Source organism: Luteimicrobium album, from assembly GCF_030161555.1.
Lineage (GTDB): Bacteria > Actinomycetota > Actinomycetes > Actinomycetales > Cellulomonadaceae > Luteimicrobium > Luteimicrobium album.
Map to the genome: position 1 here is coordinate 3025657 of NZ_BSUK01000001.1, position 18353 is coordinate 3044009.

16 protein-coding genes and 4 pseudogenes are annotated in these 18353 nt (G+C 75.1%); 14 read left to right on the plus strand and 6 right to left on the minus strand.

Translation table 11 applies throughout. The annotated features are described in order from the left end of the window. Window positions 1-1479, minus strand: a complete 1479-nt coding sequence (locus QQK45_RS15415) for a serine hydrolase domain-containing protein (RefSeq protein ID WP_284294040.1) — start codon at window positions 1477-1479, stop codon at window positions 1-3. Between the two features lie 159 nt (window positions 1480-1638). On the opposite strand from QQK45_RS15415, the gene QQK45_RS15420 reads away from it, so the two are divergent. The 12 genes and pseudogenes from QQK45_RS15420 to QQK45_RS15475 all read left to right on the plus strand — a co-directional run bounded on the left by QQK45_RS15420 (window position 1639) and on the right by QQK45_RS15475 (window position 10492). After that, window positions 1639-2271 (plus strand): DUF4129 domain-containing protein, encoded by a 633-nt coding sequence (locus QQK45_RS15420; protein WP_284294041.1) that lies wholly within the window; start codon window positions 1639-1641, stop codon window positions 2269-2271. Window positions 2272-2599: 328 nt separating this feature from the next. Continuing rightward, window positions 2600-2800, plus strand: a complete 201-nt coding sequence (locus QQK45_RS15425) for a hypothetical protein (RefSeq protein ID WP_284294042.1) — start codon at window positions 2600-2602, stop codon at window positions 2798-2800. Next, window positions 2797-3810 carry an AAA family ATPase gene (locus QQK45_RS15430; protein ID WP_284294043.1) on the plus strand — a complete coding sequence of 338 codons (1014 nt, stop codon included), beginning with the start codon at window positions 2797-2799 and terminating at the stop codon, window positions 3808-3810. Before QQK45_RS15425 ends, QQK45_RS15430 begins: the two co-directional genes overlap by 4 nt. A gap of 4 nt (window positions 3811-3814) precedes the next feature. Then, window positions 3815-4402 (plus strand): hypothetical protein, encoded by a 588-nt coding sequence (locus QQK45_RS15435; RefSeq protein WP_284294044.1) that lies wholly within the window; start codon window positions 3815-3817, stop codon window positions 4400-4402. Then, window positions 4357-5175, plus strand: a complete 819-nt coding sequence (locus QQK45_RS15440; RefSeq protein ID WP_284294045.1) for a DUF58 domain-containing protein — start codon at window positions 4357-4359, stop codon at window positions 5173-5175. Before QQK45_RS15435 ends, QQK45_RS15440 begins: the two co-directional genes overlap by 46 nt. Before the next feature lie 94 nt (window positions 5176-5269). Further along, window positions 5270-5725: a hypothetical protein gene (locus tag QQK45_RS15445; protein ID WP_284294046.1), complete on the plus strand. Its 456-nt coding sequence runs from the start codon at window positions 5270-5272 to the stop codon at window positions 5723-5725. 678 nt (window positions 5726-6403) lie between these two features. After that, window positions 6404-7486, plus strand: coding sequence for an iron-siderophore ABC transporter substrate-binding protein (locus QQK45_RS15450; protein ID WP_284294047.1), 1083 nt, complete (start codon window positions 6404-6406; stop codon window positions 7484-7486). A gap of 24 nt (window positions 7487-7510) precedes the next feature. Then, window positions 7511-8590: a FecCD family ABC transporter permease gene (locus QQK45_RS15455; protein ID WP_284294048.1), complete on the plus strand. Its 1080-nt coding sequence runs from the start codon at window positions 7511-7513 to the stop codon at window positions 8588-8590. Continuing rightward, on the plus strand, window positions 8587-8946 hold the full coding sequence (locus tag QQK45_RS15460; RefSeq protein WP_284294049.1) for an iron chelate uptake ABC transporter family permease subunit: 360 nt from the start codon (window positions 8587-8589) through the stop codon (window positions 8944-8946). Before QQK45_RS15455 ends, QQK45_RS15460 begins: the two co-directional genes overlap by 4 nt. Then, window positions 8880-9137, plus strand: a pseudogene (locus tag QQK45_RS15465) (iron chelate uptake ABC transporter family permease subunit); the annotation flags it as partial. The gene QQK45_RS15460 and the pseudogene QQK45_RS15465, both read left to right, overlap by 67 nt. 217 nt (window positions 9138-9354) lie before the next feature. Further along, on the plus strand, window positions 9355-9630 hold the full coding sequence (locus tag QQK45_RS15470) for an iron chelate uptake ABC transporter family permease subunit (RefSeq protein ID WP_284294050.1): 276 nt from the start codon (window positions 9355-9357) through the stop codon (window positions 9628-9630). A 1-nt stretch (window position 9631) separates the two neighbouring features. Continuing rightward, the gene (locus QQK45_RS15475) at window positions 9632-10492 is read left to right on the plus strand and encodes an ABC transporter ATP-binding protein (protein WP_284294051.1); all 861 of its coding nucleotides are present in this window, start codon (window positions 9632-9634) and stop codon (window positions 10490-10492) included. A gap of 63 nt (window positions 10493-10555) precedes the next feature. Here the strand turns inward: QQK45_RS15475 and QQK45_RS15480 are convergent, their stop codons facing one another. Continuing rightward, entirely contained in the window at window positions 10556-10729 is a 174-nt protein-coding gene (locus QQK45_RS15480) for a CsbD family protein (protein ID WP_284294052.1), read from the minus strand. 175 nt (window positions 10730-10904) lie between these two features. Here QQK45_RS15480 and QQK45_RS15485 point away from each other — a divergent pair. Beyond that, window positions 10905-11729, plus strand: a pseudogene (locus QQK45_RS15485) (HAD hydrolase family protein); the annotation flags it as partial. 66 nt (window positions 11730-11795) lie between these two features. On the opposite strand, the gene QQK45_RS15490 reads toward QQK45_RS15485, so the two are convergent. Beyond that, a complete protein-coding gene (locus tag QQK45_RS15490) occupies window positions 11796-12242 on the minus strand; it encodes a VOC family protein (RefSeq protein ID WP_348525369.1) in 447 nt (148 codons plus the stop codon). A gap of 74 nt (window positions 12243-12316) precedes the next feature. On the opposite strand from QQK45_RS15490, the gene QQK45_RS15495 reads away from it, so the two are divergent. Further along, window positions 12317-13336 carry a sigma-70 family RNA polymerase sigma factor gene (locus QQK45_RS15495; protein ID WP_284294053.1) on the plus strand — a complete coding sequence of 340 codons (1020 nt, stop codon included), beginning with the start codon at window positions 12317-12319 and terminating at the stop codon, window positions 13334-13336. 108 nt (window positions 13337-13444) lie between these two features. Here the strand turns inward: QQK45_RS15495 and QQK45_RS15500 are convergent. From QQK45_RS15500 to QQK45_RS15510, 3 genes and pseudogenes are all read right to left on the minus strand, one after another. Next, window positions 13445-14462: pseudogene (locus QQK45_RS15500) on the minus strand (NAD-dependent epimerase/dehydratase family protein). Continuing rightward, a pseudogene (locus QQK45_RS15505) lies at window positions 14417-17216 on the minus strand (alpha/beta fold hydrolase). Before QQK45_RS15505 ends, QQK45_RS15500 begins: the two co-directional pseudogenes overlap by 46 nt. A 68-nt stretch (window positions 17217-17284) precedes the next feature. Next, window positions 17285-18307 (minus strand): 3-oxoacyl-ACP synthase III, encoded by a 1023-nt coding sequence (locus tag QQK45_RS15510; protein ID WP_284294054.1) that lies wholly within the window; start codon window positions 18305-18307, stop codon window positions 17285-17287. Window positions 18308-18353: the final 46 nt, after the last annotated feature.

The following is an 18353-nucleotide window of genomic DNA, read 5'->3' on the forward strand; positions in this document are numbered from 1 at the left end:
CTACCCGAGCGCGGCCGGCGTCGCGAGCGTCCGCAGGGGCGTGGTCGCGAAGCGCAGGGGCTCGGCGCTCCAGGCCGCGCGGAAGGTCCCCGAAGCCTGGTCGAGCACGAGCTCGAGCCGGTGCGGCGCTTCGAGGAACATGACCTGGACCCGGAGCCGGTCCGTGCCCTCGGCGCCGCCCGACGTCGCGACCGGCACGACACCCTCGGTGACGGTCCAGCCCGGCGTGCCCGGAGCGAACGCCGCCTCGACGTCACCGCCCCGGTCGACGAGCGTCAACCGCAGGCCGTCGTCCAGCCGGACCTGCGTCAGGCTCGGCTGCGCGGCGCACGCCCCGCCTTCGGGCAGGAACACGGTCCCGGCCCAGGCGCCGTCGTCGGGCAGGGCCGGCAGCTCGGGCGCCGGGAGCGAGGCCGCCTCCAGGTGTGCCGCGAGTTCCGCGTCCGCCTGGGGCGTGCCCGGGCCCGCGAAGGCCGGCAGCAGGTGCTCCCACGCCAGGTCGAGGGTCTCCTGCATGTCGGGGGACTGGGCCGTGATCGCGACGACGACGTCGTGCTCGGGCAGCACGACGCAGAACTGACCGATGGCGCCGTCGCCCCGGAACCCGTGCCGCGACATCCAGTGCTGGAAGCCGTAGCCCTGCTGCCAGTCGGAGTCGTCGGGGTTCGCCTCGGCCTCGCCGGGGCCGCCGAACGGGCGAGGCGTCGGGACCTGCACGGACGTGGCGGCGTCGACCCACTCCTCGGGCAGGAGCTGCCGGTCGCCCCAGCGCCCCCGCCGGAGGAGGAGCTGGCCCAGGCGTGCGATCGCGTCCGTCGGGGCGAAGAGCCCGGTGAAGGCGATCTGCCGGCCGCCGCGCTGCTGCCAGCCGAGCGGGCCGATCCCGAGCGGGTCGAGCAGGCGCGGTCGGAGGTACTCGAGGAGCGAGCCGCCCGTGACCCGCTGCACGATCGCGCCCAGCGTGTACGTCGCCGGCTGGTTGTACGCGAAGACGCTGCCCGGCTCCTCGTCGGGGCGGATCCGCAGGAACGCGTGGACCGGGTCGACCTTCGGGTCGGCGAACGCCTCGTCGAACGTGTCGCGCGTGTGCCCGCTCGCCATCGACGCCACATGCCGCACCAGCATGCGGCGCGTGCGCGCGTCGGTGATCTCGTCGTCGAGCTCGGGGAAGTACGCGAGGACCGGGTCGTCGAGCCGGAGGAGCCCCTCGGCGACCGCGAGCCCCGCCGCCGCGGACGTGAAGCTCTTGCTCAGCGAGTACAGCAGGTGCCGGCGCTGCGGGGCGTACGGCGCCCACCAGCCCTGCGCGACGACCCGGCCGTGGCGGAGCACGACGAGACCGTGCGGCTCCTGCGTGGGAGAGGCCTCGAGCGCCCGGACGAACCGGAGGATCCCGGCGGCGTCGGTGCCGGTGGCGGAGGGCTCGGCGGAGGGGAGCGCGGACGCCCCCGACGGACGGACAGCGATGTCGGAGTGCACCGGACGAGCCTAGGGCCGCTAAGTTGTCCGGGTGAACCCGAGCACGCCGCCGGAGCGTCGCCCGAACGCGCGTGCCGTCGTCGGCGTCGTCGCGGGTCTGGGGGTGCTCGTCGTGCTCGCCGTCGCGCTCCAGGGACCCGTCGCGCAGGAGGGCGTCCGGTGGCTGCCGCACGTCGACCTCGGCGCGCACGACGCCCCCGACACGCCCGCCGCCCCCACGCGGACGATGCCGAGCCCCCGCCGCTCCTGCAGGGCAAACCCGACCGGTGGCACATCAGCCCGTGGGTCTGGGTCGGGGTCGTCGCGGTCGTGGTCGTGGCGATCGCGATCGCGCTCGCGTTCTGGTGGCGACGGCACCACGACGGGCACCCGCCCGACGACGAGCCCGCGGAGGCGCCCGGCGTGCACGACGCCGCGCTGACGGAGCCCGAGGCCGTCGCCGAGGAGCCCGACCTGCCGGTGCTCCGGCGCGGGTTCGACCACGCCTTCCACGTCCTCGACTCGGGCCGTGAGCCCCACGACGCGATCGTCACGGCCTGGCTCGGCCTCGAGGAGGCCGCACAGGACGCCGGCGTGGCGCGCCGACCCGCCGAGACGGCGTCCGAGCTCACGACGCGCATCCTCGGACGCGTGACCTCCGACGACGACGCCGTCCACGCGCTCCTCGACCTGTACCTGCGCGTCCGCTACGGCGGCTACACGGCCACGCCCGACGACGTCGCCGCGGCACGGTCCGCCCTCGAGCGCCTCACGCAGGGCTGGGACGCCCAGGCGCGGCGGTGGTCGCGGTGACGGGCGGTCGTCCGGACGGGCGCGCGGTCCGACGCGTCGTCGGCGGGCCGCGTCAGCACCGCGTCGTCACGGTGGTCGTCCTGCCCGTCCTCGCCGCGCTCGTGCCCTGGTACCTGGGTGTGGACCCGTGGCACGCCCTCGCCTTCGGCGCGGTGACGCTCACGGTCGCCGTGCTGTGGCGCGGGGCACCCGACTGGGACGACGCGATCTGGCGCCCCGGTGCACGGCCCGCCGCGACCGGCGTGCGCGACGACGTCTCGCGCCTCGCCGCCGCCGTCGGACGGGGCCGGACCGTCGAGGGGCGGCCGCGCTGCGTCGACTACGGGCCGTGGCGCGCGTGCGGCTCGCCCGGCACGGCGTCGACCTCGACGACCCGGCCGACGCGCCCCGCGTCGTGGCCCTGCTCGGAGGCTCCGCCCCGACCCTGCTGCGCGCCGGCACCACGCGGGCCCGCCGCACCGACTTCGTCGCCTGCCTCACCGCGCTCGAACGACTCGACCGCACCACCCCGCCCAAGGAGCTGCCATGACCGACCCCGAACCGACCGCCCTCCCTGTCGCGGAGGTGGCCCGGCTCGCGGCCCTCGTGCGCGAGCGTGTGGCGACCGTCGTCGTCGGGATGGACGACGCCGTCGGGCTGGCGCTCGGGGCGATCCTCGCAGGCGGGCACGTCCTGTTCGAGGACGTCCCGGGCCTCGGCAAGACCCTGGCCGCGCGGTCGCTCGCGTCGGCGCTCGGGCTGGACTTCCGGCGGCTGCAGTGCACGCCCGACCTCCTGCCCTCGGACATCACGGGCTCGTTCGTGTGGGACCCGGCGCGCTCGGACTTCGACTTCCGTCCCGGCCCGGTCTTCACCGGGCTGTTCCTCGCGGACGAGATCAACCGCACCGCCCCCAAGACGCAGTCCGCGCTCCTCGAGGCGATGGCCGAGGGCCAGGTCACGGTCGAGGGCCGGAGGTTCCCGCTGCCCGAGCCGTTCCACGTCGTCGCGACGTCCAACCCGATCGAGTTCGAGGGCACCTACGCGCTGCCCGAGGCACAGCTCGACCGGTTCATGGTCCGGCTCGCCGTGGGCTACCCCACGGCCGAGGGCGAGGAGCAGGTGCTCCTGAACCGGGTGGCGCGGCGCACCGAGGTCGCGCACGTCGAGCCCGTCATCGATGCCGCGACCCTGCGGGCCATGCAGGCAGGCGTCGAGACCGTCCACGTCGACGCCGACGTCGCGCGCTACTGCGTCGACCTGGCCGCCGGCACGCGCGCGCACGACGCCGTGCAGGTCGGGGCGTCGCCGCGCGGGTCGCAGGGGCTCCTGCTCGTGGCCCGGTCGCGTGCCGTCATGGCGGGACGCGGCTTCGTGACCCCCGAGGACGTCAAGGCCGTCGCCGTGCCCGTGCTCGCGCACCGGATCTCGCTGACCACGCAGGCGTGGGCGACGGGCGTGCAGCCGGTGTCCGTCGTCGAGTCCGTCGTCGCGCGGGTGCCCGTGCCGCCGACCGTCGGCCGGGAGGCCGGGAGCGACCTGCCGACCGCACGGGCGTGACGCTGTGACGACACCGACCGCCGTCGTACCGGACCGCGCGTCCGAGCGGGCCTCCGGGCGCACGCGCGTCGTCCCGCTCACCAGCGCCGCCGCGCTCGCGGGTGCCGTGGTCGCCGTGCTGCTCGCAGTCCTCGGGGTCGTCGCCACCCGCGCCGACCTCGTGCTCCTCGCGCTCCCGCTCGCCGTGGCCTCGGCCTGGGCGTGGGTGTCCCGACCGCCCGCCACGCCCGACGGCGCCCCCACCACCGGCCTGCTCGTCCGGGTCGCGCCCGACCCCGGCGCGAGGCTCGTGCGGTACCGGATCGGCGTCGACGGCACGGGCGGCACCGACGCCGTCCACGTGCGCGTCAGCGTCCTCGGGACGAGGCCGCACGACCTCGTCGTCATCCCGGACCGCGCCGCCGACCTCACGGGCGAGGTCCCGATCCTGCACTCCGGCCCGCAGCTCCTGCTCCGGCTCCAGCACCGCCTGCTCGGCCAGGACGCCGCCTGGTTCACCGCGCCCGTCCGCGAGCTCGACGTCGAGCAGGTCGTCACCCCCGGGCCGTGCCCGTCGCGTCCCTGCCGCTCCCGCACCGGCTCCAGGGCATGACCGGGAACCACCAGTCGGCCCGCCCCGGCGACGGCGGCGACTTCCGCGACGTGCACCCGTTCGCCCCCGGCGACCGGCTGCGCCGCATCGACTGGCGGGCCACCGCGCGGCGTGCCCGGCTCGCCGACGAGCTGTTCGTGCGCCGGACCTCCGCGCTCGCGGACGCGACCGTCGTCCTCGTCCTCGACTCCCGTGACGACGTCGGCGAGAACGTCGAGGACTGGACCGGGCACACCGCCGACGGCGAGGGCGTGACCTCGCTCGACCTCGCCCGGGAGGCCGCGGCGTCCCTCGCGACCGCGTACGCCGCCGCTGGGGACCGGGTCGGCGTGCAGGACCTCGCGTCGCAGGTGCGCGTCCTGCAGCCCGGCGGCGGGACACGGCACCGCGACCGCGTGGTCCGGGCCGTCACGCTCAGCCGCCCCGCCGGCAGCCGCTTCGCCCGGCTGCGGGCCCCCGTCGTGCCGGCCGGCGCACTCGTGTACGTGTTCTCGACGTTCCTCGACGACGAGGCGCCCCGCATGGCGACGCTCTGGCGCGCGGGAGGGCACCGGGTGATCGCGGTCGACGTCCTGCCGGCACCGCGCACCGGCGGCCTCCAACCCCACGAGCGGGTCGCGTTCCGGCTCGTCGCGCTCGAGCGCGAGGAACGCATGCGGAACCTCCAGGCGTCCGGCGTCGAGCTGCTGCGCTGGCAGGAACCGGCGGGCGGCGCGGGGGAGCGGGCCGCAGCGCTGCGCACCCTCGCCCGAGCCGGACGGGGACCGCGATGAGCCGCGGGCCGGGCGCGCTCGGCGTCGACGAGGCGCCGCGGATCCTGCCCCCGAGATCGGCGCGTCGTTCCCCGGCTGGTGGGCCCGCGCCGCCGTGCTCCTGGTGGGCGCCGGGCTGGCCGGGATCGTCGCGCACGGGTTCTGGCTGTTCGCCGCGGTGGTGCTCGCGGTCGTCGCGACGTCGTCCCCGAGGACCCTGGCCGCGTGGGGACTCATGGTCTACCTGGGCGTCGCGGCGCTGACGCTGCCGCACGACGGGTGGACCTGGCGGTTCGCGCTGCTGTTGCTCGGGCTGCACGTCCTGCACGTCGTCGCGGCGTTCTCGCTCGCACTCCCGTCCGGCGGGCAGGTCGCGGTGCGGGTGCTCGCTGCACCGGTCCGACGGCTCGTCGCGATCCAGGTGCCGGCGCAGGCGCTCGCAGCCGTGGTGCTTCTCACACTCGCACCCGGCGGTGAGGCTCCTCACCTGCGGCCCGTCGCCGTCGTCGCCGGTGCGGCGCTGCTCGTCGGGGTCGTGCTGCTGGTGTGGCGCTGGCGCGCCCCGCGCTGAGCTCGCCGAGCGTGACGCTGTGTTCGCCGATGGTGCCGTGGTCGGGTTCGCGGGTGGGTGCGGGGTGGTTCGGGCTGTCGTGCTGCGGCCCTGGGGGCCGTGCGCACTCCTTGACGCCCTTCACCACCTCCCCGCACCCACCCGCTTCGCCGTCCGCTCGCCTTCGCCGCGTTCCGGGGCCCCCGGTCGTCGTCCAGCCTTCGGTGCGAGTCAGCGCGTTTCCTCCCAGTCAGCGGGGAGTTCGCGCTGACTCGGAGGAAACGCGCTGACTCGGCGGTGTCTGCTGCGCGCGGTGCCGGGACGTGAGCCGGTCACGACCGGCACTGAACCCGCTCGGACGCTGCCGGTCCTGACCTCTCGAGCCGGGGTGACGCCGTCGTCGGTACAGGTCCGCGTCCCGACCATGCGATCGTGCGCCCTCGCGTACGCCGAGCATGCGATGGCGCACACGTTCGACGTCGAGGAGGGGGCTGTTCGCATGGTCGGCGTGGCGGGGCGGGTCGTGCCCGACCACGGAGAAGGTGGGCTGGCCCCGCCCGCCCCACCCGACCCAGCCGCGGGCACCCGACCGCCACCACCAGCGAGGGGCGGACCGACCGACTGTCGGATAAGGGTAGGCTTACCTCTGGCGCGCGACGGTGCCGCCGGCCCCGTGAGTCCGTCCCGAGGAGCACCTCCATGTCCGTTCTGTCTTCGTCCCGCCGTGCCCGCGGCCGACTCGCCGTCGTGGCGGCCGGCCTCGTCGCGGGCGCGCTCGCGCTCGCCGGGTGCTCGTCGTCCGACGGCGGCGGCTCGTCGAGCCCGACGGGCGGCGCTGCGTCCTCCGCGGCCGCGACCGGTGCTACCGACTCGTTCCCCGTGACGGTCACGTCCGCGCTCGGCACCGCGACGATCAAGTCCGAGCCGAAGCGGGTCGTGACGTGGGGCTGGTCCTCGCAGGACGCGGTCCTCGCGCTCGGCGTCGTGCCGGTCGCGATGCCCAAGAACACCTACGGCGGCAACGCCGACGGCGTGTTCCCGTGGGACGCCGACGCCATCAAGGAGCTCGGCGGCACCACCCCGCAGCTCCTGTCCGGCGGCGACACCGGCCAGGTGCCGTTCGAGGAGATCGTCAAGGCCAAGCCCGACGTCATCCTCGCGCCCTACTCCGGCCTCACCCAGGACGACTTCGACACGCTGAGCAAGATCGCGCCCGTCGTCGCCTACCCCGACAAGCCGTGGGCCACGAGCTGGCAGGACCAGACCACGATCATCGGCAAGGCGCTCGGGCGCTCGGCACAGGCCGCCGACCTCGTGAGCAAGACCAACGCGGACATCACCGCGCTCGGCGCGAAGTACCCCGTCCTCAAGGGCAAGACGTTCGTCTACGCAGCGTCCAACGAGGCCGACAAGCTCAGCGTCTACCGGGCGTCCGACCCGCGCGTCCAGCTCCTGGTCCAGCTCGGCATGGTCGTCAGCCCGAGCGTCAAGGCCCTCGACACCAAGCCGGACGACAGCTACTTCTTCCAGGTCAGCTACGAGAACCTGTCGAAGATCGACACCGACGTCCTCGTCGCGTACTTCGGCGACCAGAAGGCCGCCGACACCTTCATGAAGGACCCGCTGGTCGCGGCCATGCCGTCGGTGAAGTCCGGCGCGTTCGCACCGATCGTCGGCGAGTCGTTCGTGATGGCGTCCAGCGCCCCGACCGTGCTGTCGATCCCGTGGATGCTCAACCAGTACGTGCCGCAGCTCGCGGCCGCCGCCGAGAAGGCCAAGTAGCGGCGTCGTAGTAGCGTCCCCGCTGTGCCTGCCACACGTCCCACGACCGCCCCGCCCGGCTCCGCGCCCGGCGGGGCGCCGTCGTCGGCCGCGAGCCTGACCGCGCGCCGTCGTCGGCTCGTGCTCGGGCTCGTGGTGTGCGCGGTGCTGCTGCTCGCCGCGGTGCTCGCGAGCCTCATGGTCGGGTCGAACGCGCTCTCGCCGTCCGCGGTGCTGGGCGCCCTGCGGCACTACGACCCGCACGACGAGGCGTCGCTCATCGTCGTCGACAAGCGCCTGCCCCGGACGCTCGTGGGCGTGCTCGCGGGGCTCGCGCTGGGCCTCGCGGGCACCGTCATGCAGGGCCTCACGCGCAACCCCCTCGCCGACCCCGGCCTGCTCGGCGTCAACGCGGGCGCCTCGCTCGCCGTCGTGCTCGCGATCTCCGTGGCCGGGATCTCGTCCACGGCCGGGTACGTGCCGTTCGCCTTCCTCGGCGCCGCGCTCGCGTCCGTCGTCGTGTACACGATCGGGTCGCTCGGCCGCGAGGGGGCGACGCCCGTGAAGCTGGCGCTCGCGGGCGCCGCCGTGAGCGCCGCGCTCACCTCGCTCGTGACGGCCGTCCTCCTGACCAGCAACGAAGCCCTCGACCAGCTCCGGTTCTGGCAGGTGGGCGCGCTCGCGGGGCGCGGGTACGACGTCGTGTGGGAGGTCCTGCCGCCCATCGCGCTCGGGGCCGTGGTCGCGCTCGCGCTCGGTCGTTCGCTCAACGGGCTCGCGCTCGGCGACGACGTCGCGCGGGCCCTCGGTCAGCACGTCGGGCGCGTGCGAGCCGCGAGCGCGGTCGCCGTGGTGCTCCTGTGCGGGGCCGCGACCGCCGCCGCCGGGCCGATCGCGTTCGTCGGGCTCATCGTCCCGCACGCCGCGCGGCGCCTCGTCGGGCACGACTACCGCTGGATCCTCGCGTTCTCCGCCCTGATCGCGCCGACGCTGCTGCTCGTGTGCGACGTGATCGGGCGCGTCGTCGCGTACCCGGGCGAGCTCGAGGTCGGGATCGTCACGGCCGTCGTCGGGGCGCCGGTGTTCATCGTGCTCGTGCGTCGCCGCGGGTCGGTGGGCCTGTGAGCGCGGCGACGGCGGTCGCCCCCGGCACGACGGCGCACGTCAGGCGGGCGCGGCGCGCCCGGCAGGTGCGGGTGGGCGTCGTGCTCGCGGTGCTCGTCCTGGTGGCGTGCGGAGTCTCGCTGTGCCTCGGTGAAGCCGCGGTCGCGCCCGCGGACGTGCTGCGCGCGCTCGTCGGGCAGGCCGACGAGCTGACGCACTTCGTCATCTTCGACCTGCGGCTCCCGCGGCTCGAGACGGGGCTCCTGGTCGGCGCGTGCCTCGGGGTGTCCGGGGGCTCCTGCAGTCCGTGGTGCGGAACCCGCTCGCGAGCCCCGACATCGTCGGCATCACGGGTGCCGCGAGCGCGGCAGGCGTGATCGGGATCGTGTGGTTCTCGCTCAGCGGCGTGGCGCTGTCGGCCCTGGTGCTCGTGGGCGCGCTCGCCGCGGCGCTCCTCGTCTACGCGCTCGCCTGGCGTGCCGGCCTGTCGGGGTACCGGTTCGTGCTCGTCGGGATCGGCGTCGCGGCCGTGGCGTCCGCGATCGTGTCGTACGTGCTGACCCGCAGCGCCGTGACCGACGTGCGCGAGGCGCTCGTCTGGCTCACCGGGAGCCTCAACGGCGCCGGGGAGACCGGCTCTCGGTCCTCGCCGTCGCGTCCCTCGTGCTGCTGCCGCTCGCCTGGCTCCAGGGGCCGAGGCTCGCTCAGCTCGAGCTCGGCGACGACACCGCCGCGGCGCTCGGGGTGGGCGTCGAGCGCACCCGGGGCTCGCCGTCCTGACGGCGGTGGCGCTCGCCGCGGTCGCCGTCGCGGCCGCCGGGCCGGTGACGTTCGTCGCGCTCGTGTCGGCACCGATCGCCCGCCGTCTCGTCGCGAGCGGCGCGCCCGCGCTCGTGTGCTCCGCGCTGGTCGGGGCGCTCGTCGTCGTCGTGGCCGACGGCGTCGCCCAGTTCGCGGTGCCCGGGACGACCTACCCCGTGGGCGTCGTGACCGGCATCGTGGGCGCCCCCTACCTGCTCTGGCTGCTGACCCGGACGAACCGTGCCGGGCGAGGAGGCTGACGTGACCCTGCCCGACCGTCCCGCGCCGGCCGCCCCCGAGCGCCCGACGCACACCCTCGCGGCCGAGGACCTCACCCTCGGCTACGAGGGGCGCGTCGTCGTGCGCGAGCTCGGTCTGACCGTGCCGCCCGGACGGGTGACGGCCATCGTGGGACCCAACGCGTGCGGCAAGTCCACGCTGCTGCGCGGCCTCGCACGCCTGCTCGCGCCCGAGTCCGGCCGCGTCCTGCTCGACGGCGAGGACGTGCGCACGCTCGGCACGCGTCGCGTCGCGCAGGTGCTCGGCCTGCTGCCGCAGAGCCCCGTCGCGCCCGAGGGCATCACGGTCGCCGACCTCGTCGGACGCGGCCGCTACCCGCACCAGGGCTGGCTGCGGCGGTGGACGTCGGCCGACGACCTCGCCGTCGCGGAGGCGATGGAGGCCACGGGCGTCACGGACCTCGCCGCCCGGCCGCTGTCCGAGCTGTCAGGCGGGCAGCGGCAGCGCGTGTGGATCGCGATGGCGCTCGCCCAGCGCACCGACCTGCTGCTCCTCGACGAGCCCACCACCTACCTCGACATCGCCCACCAGGTCGAGGTCATGGACCTCCTCGCCGAGCTCAACGCCGACCGCGGCACCACCGTGGTCATGGTCCTGCACGACCTCAACCAGGCCGTCCGCTACGCCGACCACCTCGTCGCGATGCGTGCCGGGGAGATCGTGGCCGCCGGCGCCCCGGGCGACGTCGTGACCGCCGACCTCGTGGAGCGCGTCTTCGGGCTGCGCAGCGTCGTCGTCGACGACCCCGTCACGGGCGACCCCATGGTGGTGCCGGTCGGCCGCCACCGCGCCCCGGGGCACGACAGCGGCCCGCGCCCCTGACGGGACACGGGCCGCGCGCAGCTCGCGAGGTGGCCCTCCGGGAGGGGTGCCTCGCGCGAGGGGTCAGTGGTCGAAGGAGTCCTTGACCTTCTCGCCGGCCTGCTTGACGTCGGACTTCGCCTGGTCGGCCTTGCCCTCGGCCTCCTTCTTGTGGTCGCCCGTGAGCCTGCCGGCGGCCTCCTTGGCCTTGCCCTCCAGGTCCTCGGCCGCGTTCTTGATCTTGTCCTCGAGTCCCATGGCTCTGTTCCTCTCGTCAGGGGTGGCGGGCGCCCCGGCCCGCCCGGACCCTTCCGACGCTACGACCGGTCGGACCGCTACGCAGGGTGGCGGCGCGGTTTTGACTGCCGCCCCGCGCTGCCCGGAGGATGGTCGCGGCGCCGACGGGTGCCGTGCGACGCGACATACAGGAGTGATGACCGTGCAGGTGCCGGCGACGGGCTTCTCGACACCGGAGCGCCGTGTCGTGTTCCTCGACGTCGACGGGACCTATCTGACCCACACCGGCGTCGCACCGGACAGCGCGCGCCGCGCCGTCGCGGAGGCCCGCGCCGCCGGGCACCTGGTGTTCCTGTGCACGGGGCGGTCGCCCTCGGAGCTCGTGTCCCTCGGCGACGGGTCGTTCGACGGCGTCGTCGCCGGGGCGGGTGCGTACGCGGCGCTCGCGGACGGCACGGTCCTGCGGCACGAGACGATCGACCCGGCGGTGCTCGGTCGGCTGCTGGACCTGCTGGACGGGCTCGGCGCCGCGTACCTGCTCGAGACCAACGGGGGCCTCTACGGGACGCCGGACGCCCCGGCGACGTTCGAGCGGCTCCTGCGGGGCGACGAGCCGGACGTCGACCTCGGCCCCGGCCTGACCGACCTCGTCGCGCGGGTCCGGACCGGCGTCGGGATCCGCCGCGACGACGTCAACAAGGTGCTGCTGCTCGACTCGCCCGTCCCGCTCGAGGACGTCCGTGCGGTGGTCGGGGACACGATGACCGTGCTGCGCTCGTCGACCGCCCGCCTCGGGGCGCGCAGCGCCGAGATCCAGACGCGCGGCGTCCACAAGGGGGTCGCGGTGGAGGTCGTGCTGGCCCATCTCGGCGTGCCGCGCTCGGCGGCGGTCGGGCTGGGCGACGGCCTCAACGACGTCGAGATGCTCCGCTACGTCGGGGTGGGCGTCGCGATGGGCGGCGCGCACCCGGACGCGGTCGCCGCGGCCGACTGGACCACGGGGCGGCCCGAGGACGACGGGCTCGCGGCGGCGTTCGAGCGGCTCGGGCTGACGGGGCAGCACGCGGCCGCGTGGCCGCGTGGCCGCTCACGCGGCCATGTGCATGACCTCCCAGGCGTGACCGTCGATGTCGGTGAACGACCGGCCGTACATCCCGCCGTCCTCCTGGGGCTCGCGGTACTCGGTGCCGCCCGCAGCGACAGCGCGCCGGACGAGGTCGTCGACCTCGTCGCGGGTCGACGCCGACAGGCAGTTCACGACTTGCGTGGTCCGCTGCGGGTCGCTCACCGGCGTCGGGGCGAACTGCGCGAAGAACGGCGGCACGAGCAGCATCACGCAGATCGTGTCGGACACGACGACGCAGGCGGCGTGCTCGTCGGTGAAGCGCTCGTCGAGCCGGAACCCGAGGCCCGTGTAGAAGCGGCTCGCGGCGCCCAGGTCGGCGACGGGCAGGTTGACGAAGATCATGCGGTCCATGGGTCCTCCGGTTCGGGGGTGTCGTCCGGGCAGACCCACCACGCCCCCGGAACTCATCGCGGACCGGGCGTCGTCTGTTGCCCGGTCCGACCGTCGTCGACCGTGTCGGTCGCCCCGCGTACCGTCGAGGGATGACGACGACGCCAGCACGTGAGGCCGCGCCCGCGGTCGATGACGCCACCTTCGAGGAGCTCGTCGCGCCGCTGCGCCGCGAGATCTTCGCGCACTGCTACCGGATGACCGGTTCGGTCCAGGATGCCGAGGACCTCGTCCAGGAGACGTACCTGCGGGCCTGGCGTGCGATGCACACGTTCGAGCACCGGTCCTCGCTGCGCACGTGGCTGTACCGGATCGCGACGAACACGTGCCTCACGCACCTCGAGTCGCGCAAGAGGCGGCCCCTGCCCACGGGTCTCGGACAGCCTGCGGCCGACCCCGCGCGCGAGCCGCAGCCCGACCGTGACCGCACCTGGCTCGAGCCGCTGCCCGACGCACTGGTCTGGGGCACCGAGCCCGTCGACCCCGCCGCCGAGACGGTGACCCGCGACAACGTCCGGCTCGCGTTCGTCACCGCGCTGCAGCACCTGACCGCCCAGCAGCGCGCCGTCCTGCTGCTGCGCGAGGTGCTCCAGTGCAGCGCGGCGGAGACCGCCGAGGCGCTCGGGCTCACGGTGGCCGGCGTGAACTCCACGCTGCAGCGTGCCCGGGCCCAGGTGGCACGCCTCGAGGAGGACGGGGCCGACGGCGCCTCCCCGGACCTCGACGACCCGCGCACCCGCGAGCGGCTCGCCGCGTACGTCACCGCGTTCGAGAGCTATGACGTTCCCGGGATCGTGAAGCTCCTGGCCGACGACGTCGTCTGGGAGATGCCGCCCTACCCGGAGTGGTACGAGGGTCCGGCGCAGATCGGCACGCTCATCGGCACGTGGTGCCCGGCCCAGGGCCCGGGGGACATGCGTCTCGTGTCCGCGGGCACCGCGAACGGACTCCCGGCGTACGGCCTGTACATGCGGTCCGACGACGGCGTCCACCGCGCCTTCCAGCTCCACCAGGTCGAGCTCGGGCCCGACGGCGTCACGCACGTCATCGCGTACTTCGACACGGCGCTGTTCGCGGCCTTCGGTCTGCCGGAGACCTGGCCCCAGGGCTGAGCCGGGCAACGTGCCACATCGCCGAGCAAGCGTGTCTCGCGTCGAGCAAGCGGGGATCTCGTGCTTGGTGGACGGGGGACGCGCTTGCTTGGCGGGCGCCCGGAGAGCTCAGCGGTAGGACGCCGCCAGGCGGGCGAAGCCCTCGTCGAGGGTCACGGCGGGGGTCCACCGCAGGTCGGCGCGCGTGCGGCGTTGGTCGAACCAGTGTGCGGTCGAGAGCTGCTCGGCGAGGAACCGGGTCATGGGCGGCTCGTCCACGCCGGGCCGCACGGCCCAGACCCGCTCGACGAGGCCCCCGCGAACCGGGCGAACGACGGCGGGACCGACCACGCCGGGGGCGCACGCCCGCGGCCTCGCAGATCCCCGTGAGGAGCTCGGCGACGGTGCGCGGCTCGCCGTTCGTGACGACGTACGCGTTGCCATGAACCTCCGGCGCACGCTCGAGCGCGGCCGCGATCGCCGACGTCGCGTTGTCGACGTACGTGGTGTCGATGAGCGCCTGCCCCGCGCCGAGCAGGGGAAGCCGCCCGGCTCGGGCGCGTTCGACGACCCGCTCGACGAGCTGCGTGTCGCCCGGACCCCAGACGAGGTGCGGTCGCACGACGACGAGCGGCATGGCTGCGGAGTCGGCGGCGAGCGCGAGCCGTTCGCCGAGCGCCTTGGTGCGCGCGTACTCGCCGTGCGCCCGGTCGGGGTCGGCAGGCTCGGCGTCGTCGCCGACGATCGAGGTTCCCGCGTGCGCGACGGACGGCGAGGAGACGTGGACGAACCTCGACACACCGGCGGCGTGCGCGGCGTCGAGCAGGTCGGCCGTCCCGGCCACGTTGACCCGCTCGAAGTCCGCCGGGTCCCCGGCGAGGGACACCTTGGCGGCCAGGTGCACGACGGCGTCCGCCCCGGCCACGGCACCGCGCACGGCGGCGGGGTCGGTCACCGTGCCGAGCAGGTCTTGCGCGTCCGGCACGCCCGACGGCCGCCGCTGGAACGTCCGCACCGCGTACCCGGCGTCCTGGAGGTCGCGGACGACCGCGCGCCCGAGGAAGCCGCTCGCGCCCGTGACGAGGACGGTCCCGCGGGCGCTCACGGCGCCACCATCCGGCCGCCGGCGAGCACGCGCTCCGCCCAGGTCGCGAGGGCGCCCCGGTCGACCTTGGAGTTGTGCCGGATGTCCGTGGGCAACGTGGGCACGACGAGAACCGCGGCGACGGGCCGTCCGACGGCGGCCCGCACGCGCGCGGCGAGGTCCGCGTCGGCGAGCCGGGCCCGCGCGAGGGGGCCGCGTCGCACGCGAGATCGGGGCTCCTCGGGCTCGACCACCGCGACGAGCTGCTGCGTCCCGCGCGGCCCGACGCCCACGACGCCGGAGCGCCGGACGCCGTCGAGCGCGTCCACCCGCTGCTCGGGGCCGACGGGGGTGACGACGCCGTCGGCCGTGACGATCACGTGGCTGAGCCGGCCCTCGATCCAGAGCCGGCCGTCGTCGTCGAGGTGCCCGACGTCGCCCGTGCGGTGCCAGCGCTCGCCGGTCCCGCGGGCGGCGGGCGTGTCGGCGCCGGTGTCGCGGACGGCGGCCCGGTCGGTGAGCCACAGACGGTCGTAGTGGTCCTTCAGGTGGGGCGCGGACACGACGACCTCGCCGGTCACCCCGCGGACGTCGTCGGCCTCGCCAGTGGCAGCGCCGTCGGCGTCGAGCGGGCTGATACGCACGGTGACCGACTCGACGGGTTCGCCCACGAGCACCCCGCCGGGCCCGGCCGCGGCCGATCCCGGTGCCTCGCCCTCGATCTGCTCGAGCGTCACGTCCGTCATGAGCAGGCCCTCGGTCATGCCGTAGGGCGTGTGGGCGGACGCGCGCGGCATGAGCCGCTGCGCACCCGCGAGCAGGGCCGGTGCGACGGGCGCGCCGGCCGAGAGGAAGAGCCGCACCCGCTCGAGCGCGTCGCGGTCGGCGGGCGTGAGCTGGTCCTGCGTCGCGACGACGTTGGTGAGCGCGGCGGGGGACAGGAAGACGACGGTCGCGTCGACCTCGGCCGCCGCGGCGGCCACGGCTCGGGCGCTGAGCGTCCGGGGCGCGGACACGTCCATGTCGGGGGTCACGGAGCGTGCCCCGAGGGCGGGGCCGAGGAGCGCGAACGGCGCGAACCCGGCGACGAGCCCGGTCCCGGGCCCGACGTCGTACCGCGTCCCGAGCGTCCGGACGACGGCTTCGAGCTGGGCGTGCGTGTAGACGACGCCCTTGGCGGGCCCGGTGGAGCCGGAGGTGAAGAGCACGGCGGCCTCGGTGTCGGGTGCGGGCTCGGGCGGCAGGGAACCGCCACCGTCGAGCACCCGGCGCCCAGCCTCCGCGAGGTCGGCGAGGCTGGCCTCCACCTTGAGGGCCCGCGCGGCCGCGGGGGCGAGGTCCGTCACGGACACGCGTCGCCCGGGCCATCCGAGCACCCGCGCGGCGACGAGCCCGGGTATGGCCCCGACGACGACGTCGGCCTGCGCCCCCGCACGGCCCGCGTCAGACCACCCACACCGAGTCCGGCATCGGCGACGACCACCACGGCTCCGAGACGCACACACGCGTACAGGACGGCGGTCAGGTCGGCGCTGGGCGGCACCAGCAACGAGACCCGGTCCCCAGCCGTCACGCCGAAGGCGTTCAGCCCGGCGGCGATCTCCTCGACCCGCCGGCTCAGCAGCCGCCAGCTCACGGCCCGCGGCCCCCACCAGCCCTGGCGGTCATCTCGACGAGCGCCACCTCGGGGTCCTTGCGCCTCTCCTGGAGCTGCCCCCACAGGGGCGAGCGCTCCCCGGAATCCGCGGGTTGGTCGGAAGGCGACCCGGACGTCGGTGACGGTCCAGCAGCGGTGGGGGCGGGGGATGACGCCGCGTCGTGGCGGGTCTGGCGGGAGCGCTCCGAGGAACGAGGAGCGCGGATGGTAGACGCGTCGAACCTCCGCGCCCCCACCGCCCCGAGCCGAGGCAGAAACGCGTCCAGCCACGACAGCAGCGGCGTCACGAAGTCCACGTCCTCCGCGACGAGGTGCCCCGCCGCTTCGTACCGGTGCACCTGCGCCCCCGGCAGCCGGTGCGCGAGGTCGTGGAGGTAGCGGTCGCGGAAGACCGGATCGCGCGGTCCCCACTGGAGGAGTGCGGGCACCCCGTCGTCCCCGAGGCGGCTGACGCCGTCGGCGATGCGCTCGAGCTCGGCGTGCGAGGGGTGGGTGGGGTCGAGGGGGATGTCGGCGACGAAGGCGCCGATCCCGCCGCGCCGTTCGGTGGTGCGGTAGGGCGCGCGGTAGGCGTCCTTGACGTCGCGGGGGAGGGCGGGGTGTCCGAGCGCGAGCGTGGTCTCGAGGAACGCGGGGGTGGTGACGGTCCCGCGTCCGAGGACGCCGGACGCGAGGGCGAGGCGCAGGGGTGCGGGCACCGCCGCGTCGTCGGGCTGGTGGATCGCGGTGTTGAGCAGCGTCATCCCGGCGAGCTGGTCGGGGTGGTCGACGGCCCAGCCGAGGGAGACGACGCCGCCCCAGTCGTGGCCGAGCGTGACGACGGGTCCGTCGAGGCCGAGGGTGTCGGTGAGGCGGCCGAGGTCGCGGACACGCTGGGGAAGGGTGCGGGCGACGCCGGTGCGCTCGGACCAGCCCATGTCGAGCTGGTCGACGGCGACGACGCGCCACCCGGCCCGGGCGGCCGGGTCGAGGAGGCGGCGCCACAGGTAGGACCAGGTGGGGTTGCCGTGGACGGCGAGGATGGTGCCGCGGACGGGTGCGCCGTCGTCGAGCGCGGGGGCGTTGTCGAGGAGGTGCCAGGTCCGCTCGCCGGGATCATCGTCGTCGGGCGCTGCGGGCACGACGACGAGCCTCGACCAGGCCGGGTCGAGGCCCGGCAGGCCGGCGGGCGGGAGGGTTGCGGGCGCGGTGGTGGCGGCGGCCGCGGGGAGCCGCCGGGCCGGGGCGGTCACCAGGCGAGCTCGAGCATCGCGGTGTTGATGCCCGAGCCGACTCCCATGAGGAGCACCCGGTCGCCGGGGCGCAGGTTCTTCTGCTCCTGGTCGAGGGTGATGGGGATGGACGCGGGGCCGATGTTGCCGAGCGTGGGGAAGGTGGCGGGGACGCGGGTCGGGTCGAGCCCGACGGACTTCACGAACGAGTCGGAGTGGACCTTGGAGACCTGGTGCGTGATGTACCGGTCCATGTCCTTCCAGCTCCACTGGGGGAGCGCGTCGCGCCAGGCGGCCTGGACGAGGTCGAGCCCGTTCTTGAGGAGGGCCTTGGCGTCCGTGAACATGCCTTCGACGCTGCCGACGCACAGGTCGTGGAACTGGGTCGCGGCGCGCGTGATCCCGCCGACGAGGCGGTGGCCCTTGGGGTGCGCGTCCGCGGGTCCGAGGACGGCGGCGGCCGCGCCGGACCCGAGGGTCAGGCTCGCGAACTCGGCCATGAAGTCCTTGCGCTTGACGCCCTCGCCGAGGAGGCGGTTGACGGTGGTGACCTGGACCTCGTCGGCGTCCTCGCCGTCGATGATGAGCGCGTACTTGATCTGGCCGGAGTCGATCATCGTGCCCGCGAGGCTCATGGCGTTGACGAACCCGAGGCACGCGTTCGCGATGTCGAAGTTGATGGCCGACGACGGCAGTCCGAGCCCGTGGTGCAGGCGCACCGCGACGGAGGGCTCGAGGTGGGGACGCGTCACGGACGTGTTGATGAGGAGGCCGACCTCGCTGGCGTCGACGCCCGCCTCGGCGAGCGCGCGCTTCCCCGCGTCGATGGCGGCGGTGTCGAAGCTCTGGTCGGGTCCCCAGTTGCGGCGTTCGAGCACGCCGGCGACGCGCTGGAGGAGTCCACGCGGGAGCCGCAGGCGCTTGAGCGCGGGGGCGAGGCGGTCGTCGAGCTCCTCCGAGGTGGTGACCCGGGACGCCAGGGTGCTGGCGATCGAGAGGAGGGCGACGTTGCGGTGCGTGGTGGTGGCGTTGCCGTCCAACGAGTCTCCCTGAAGACGTGAGTGGGCCCAACCGCCCAAGCCTACG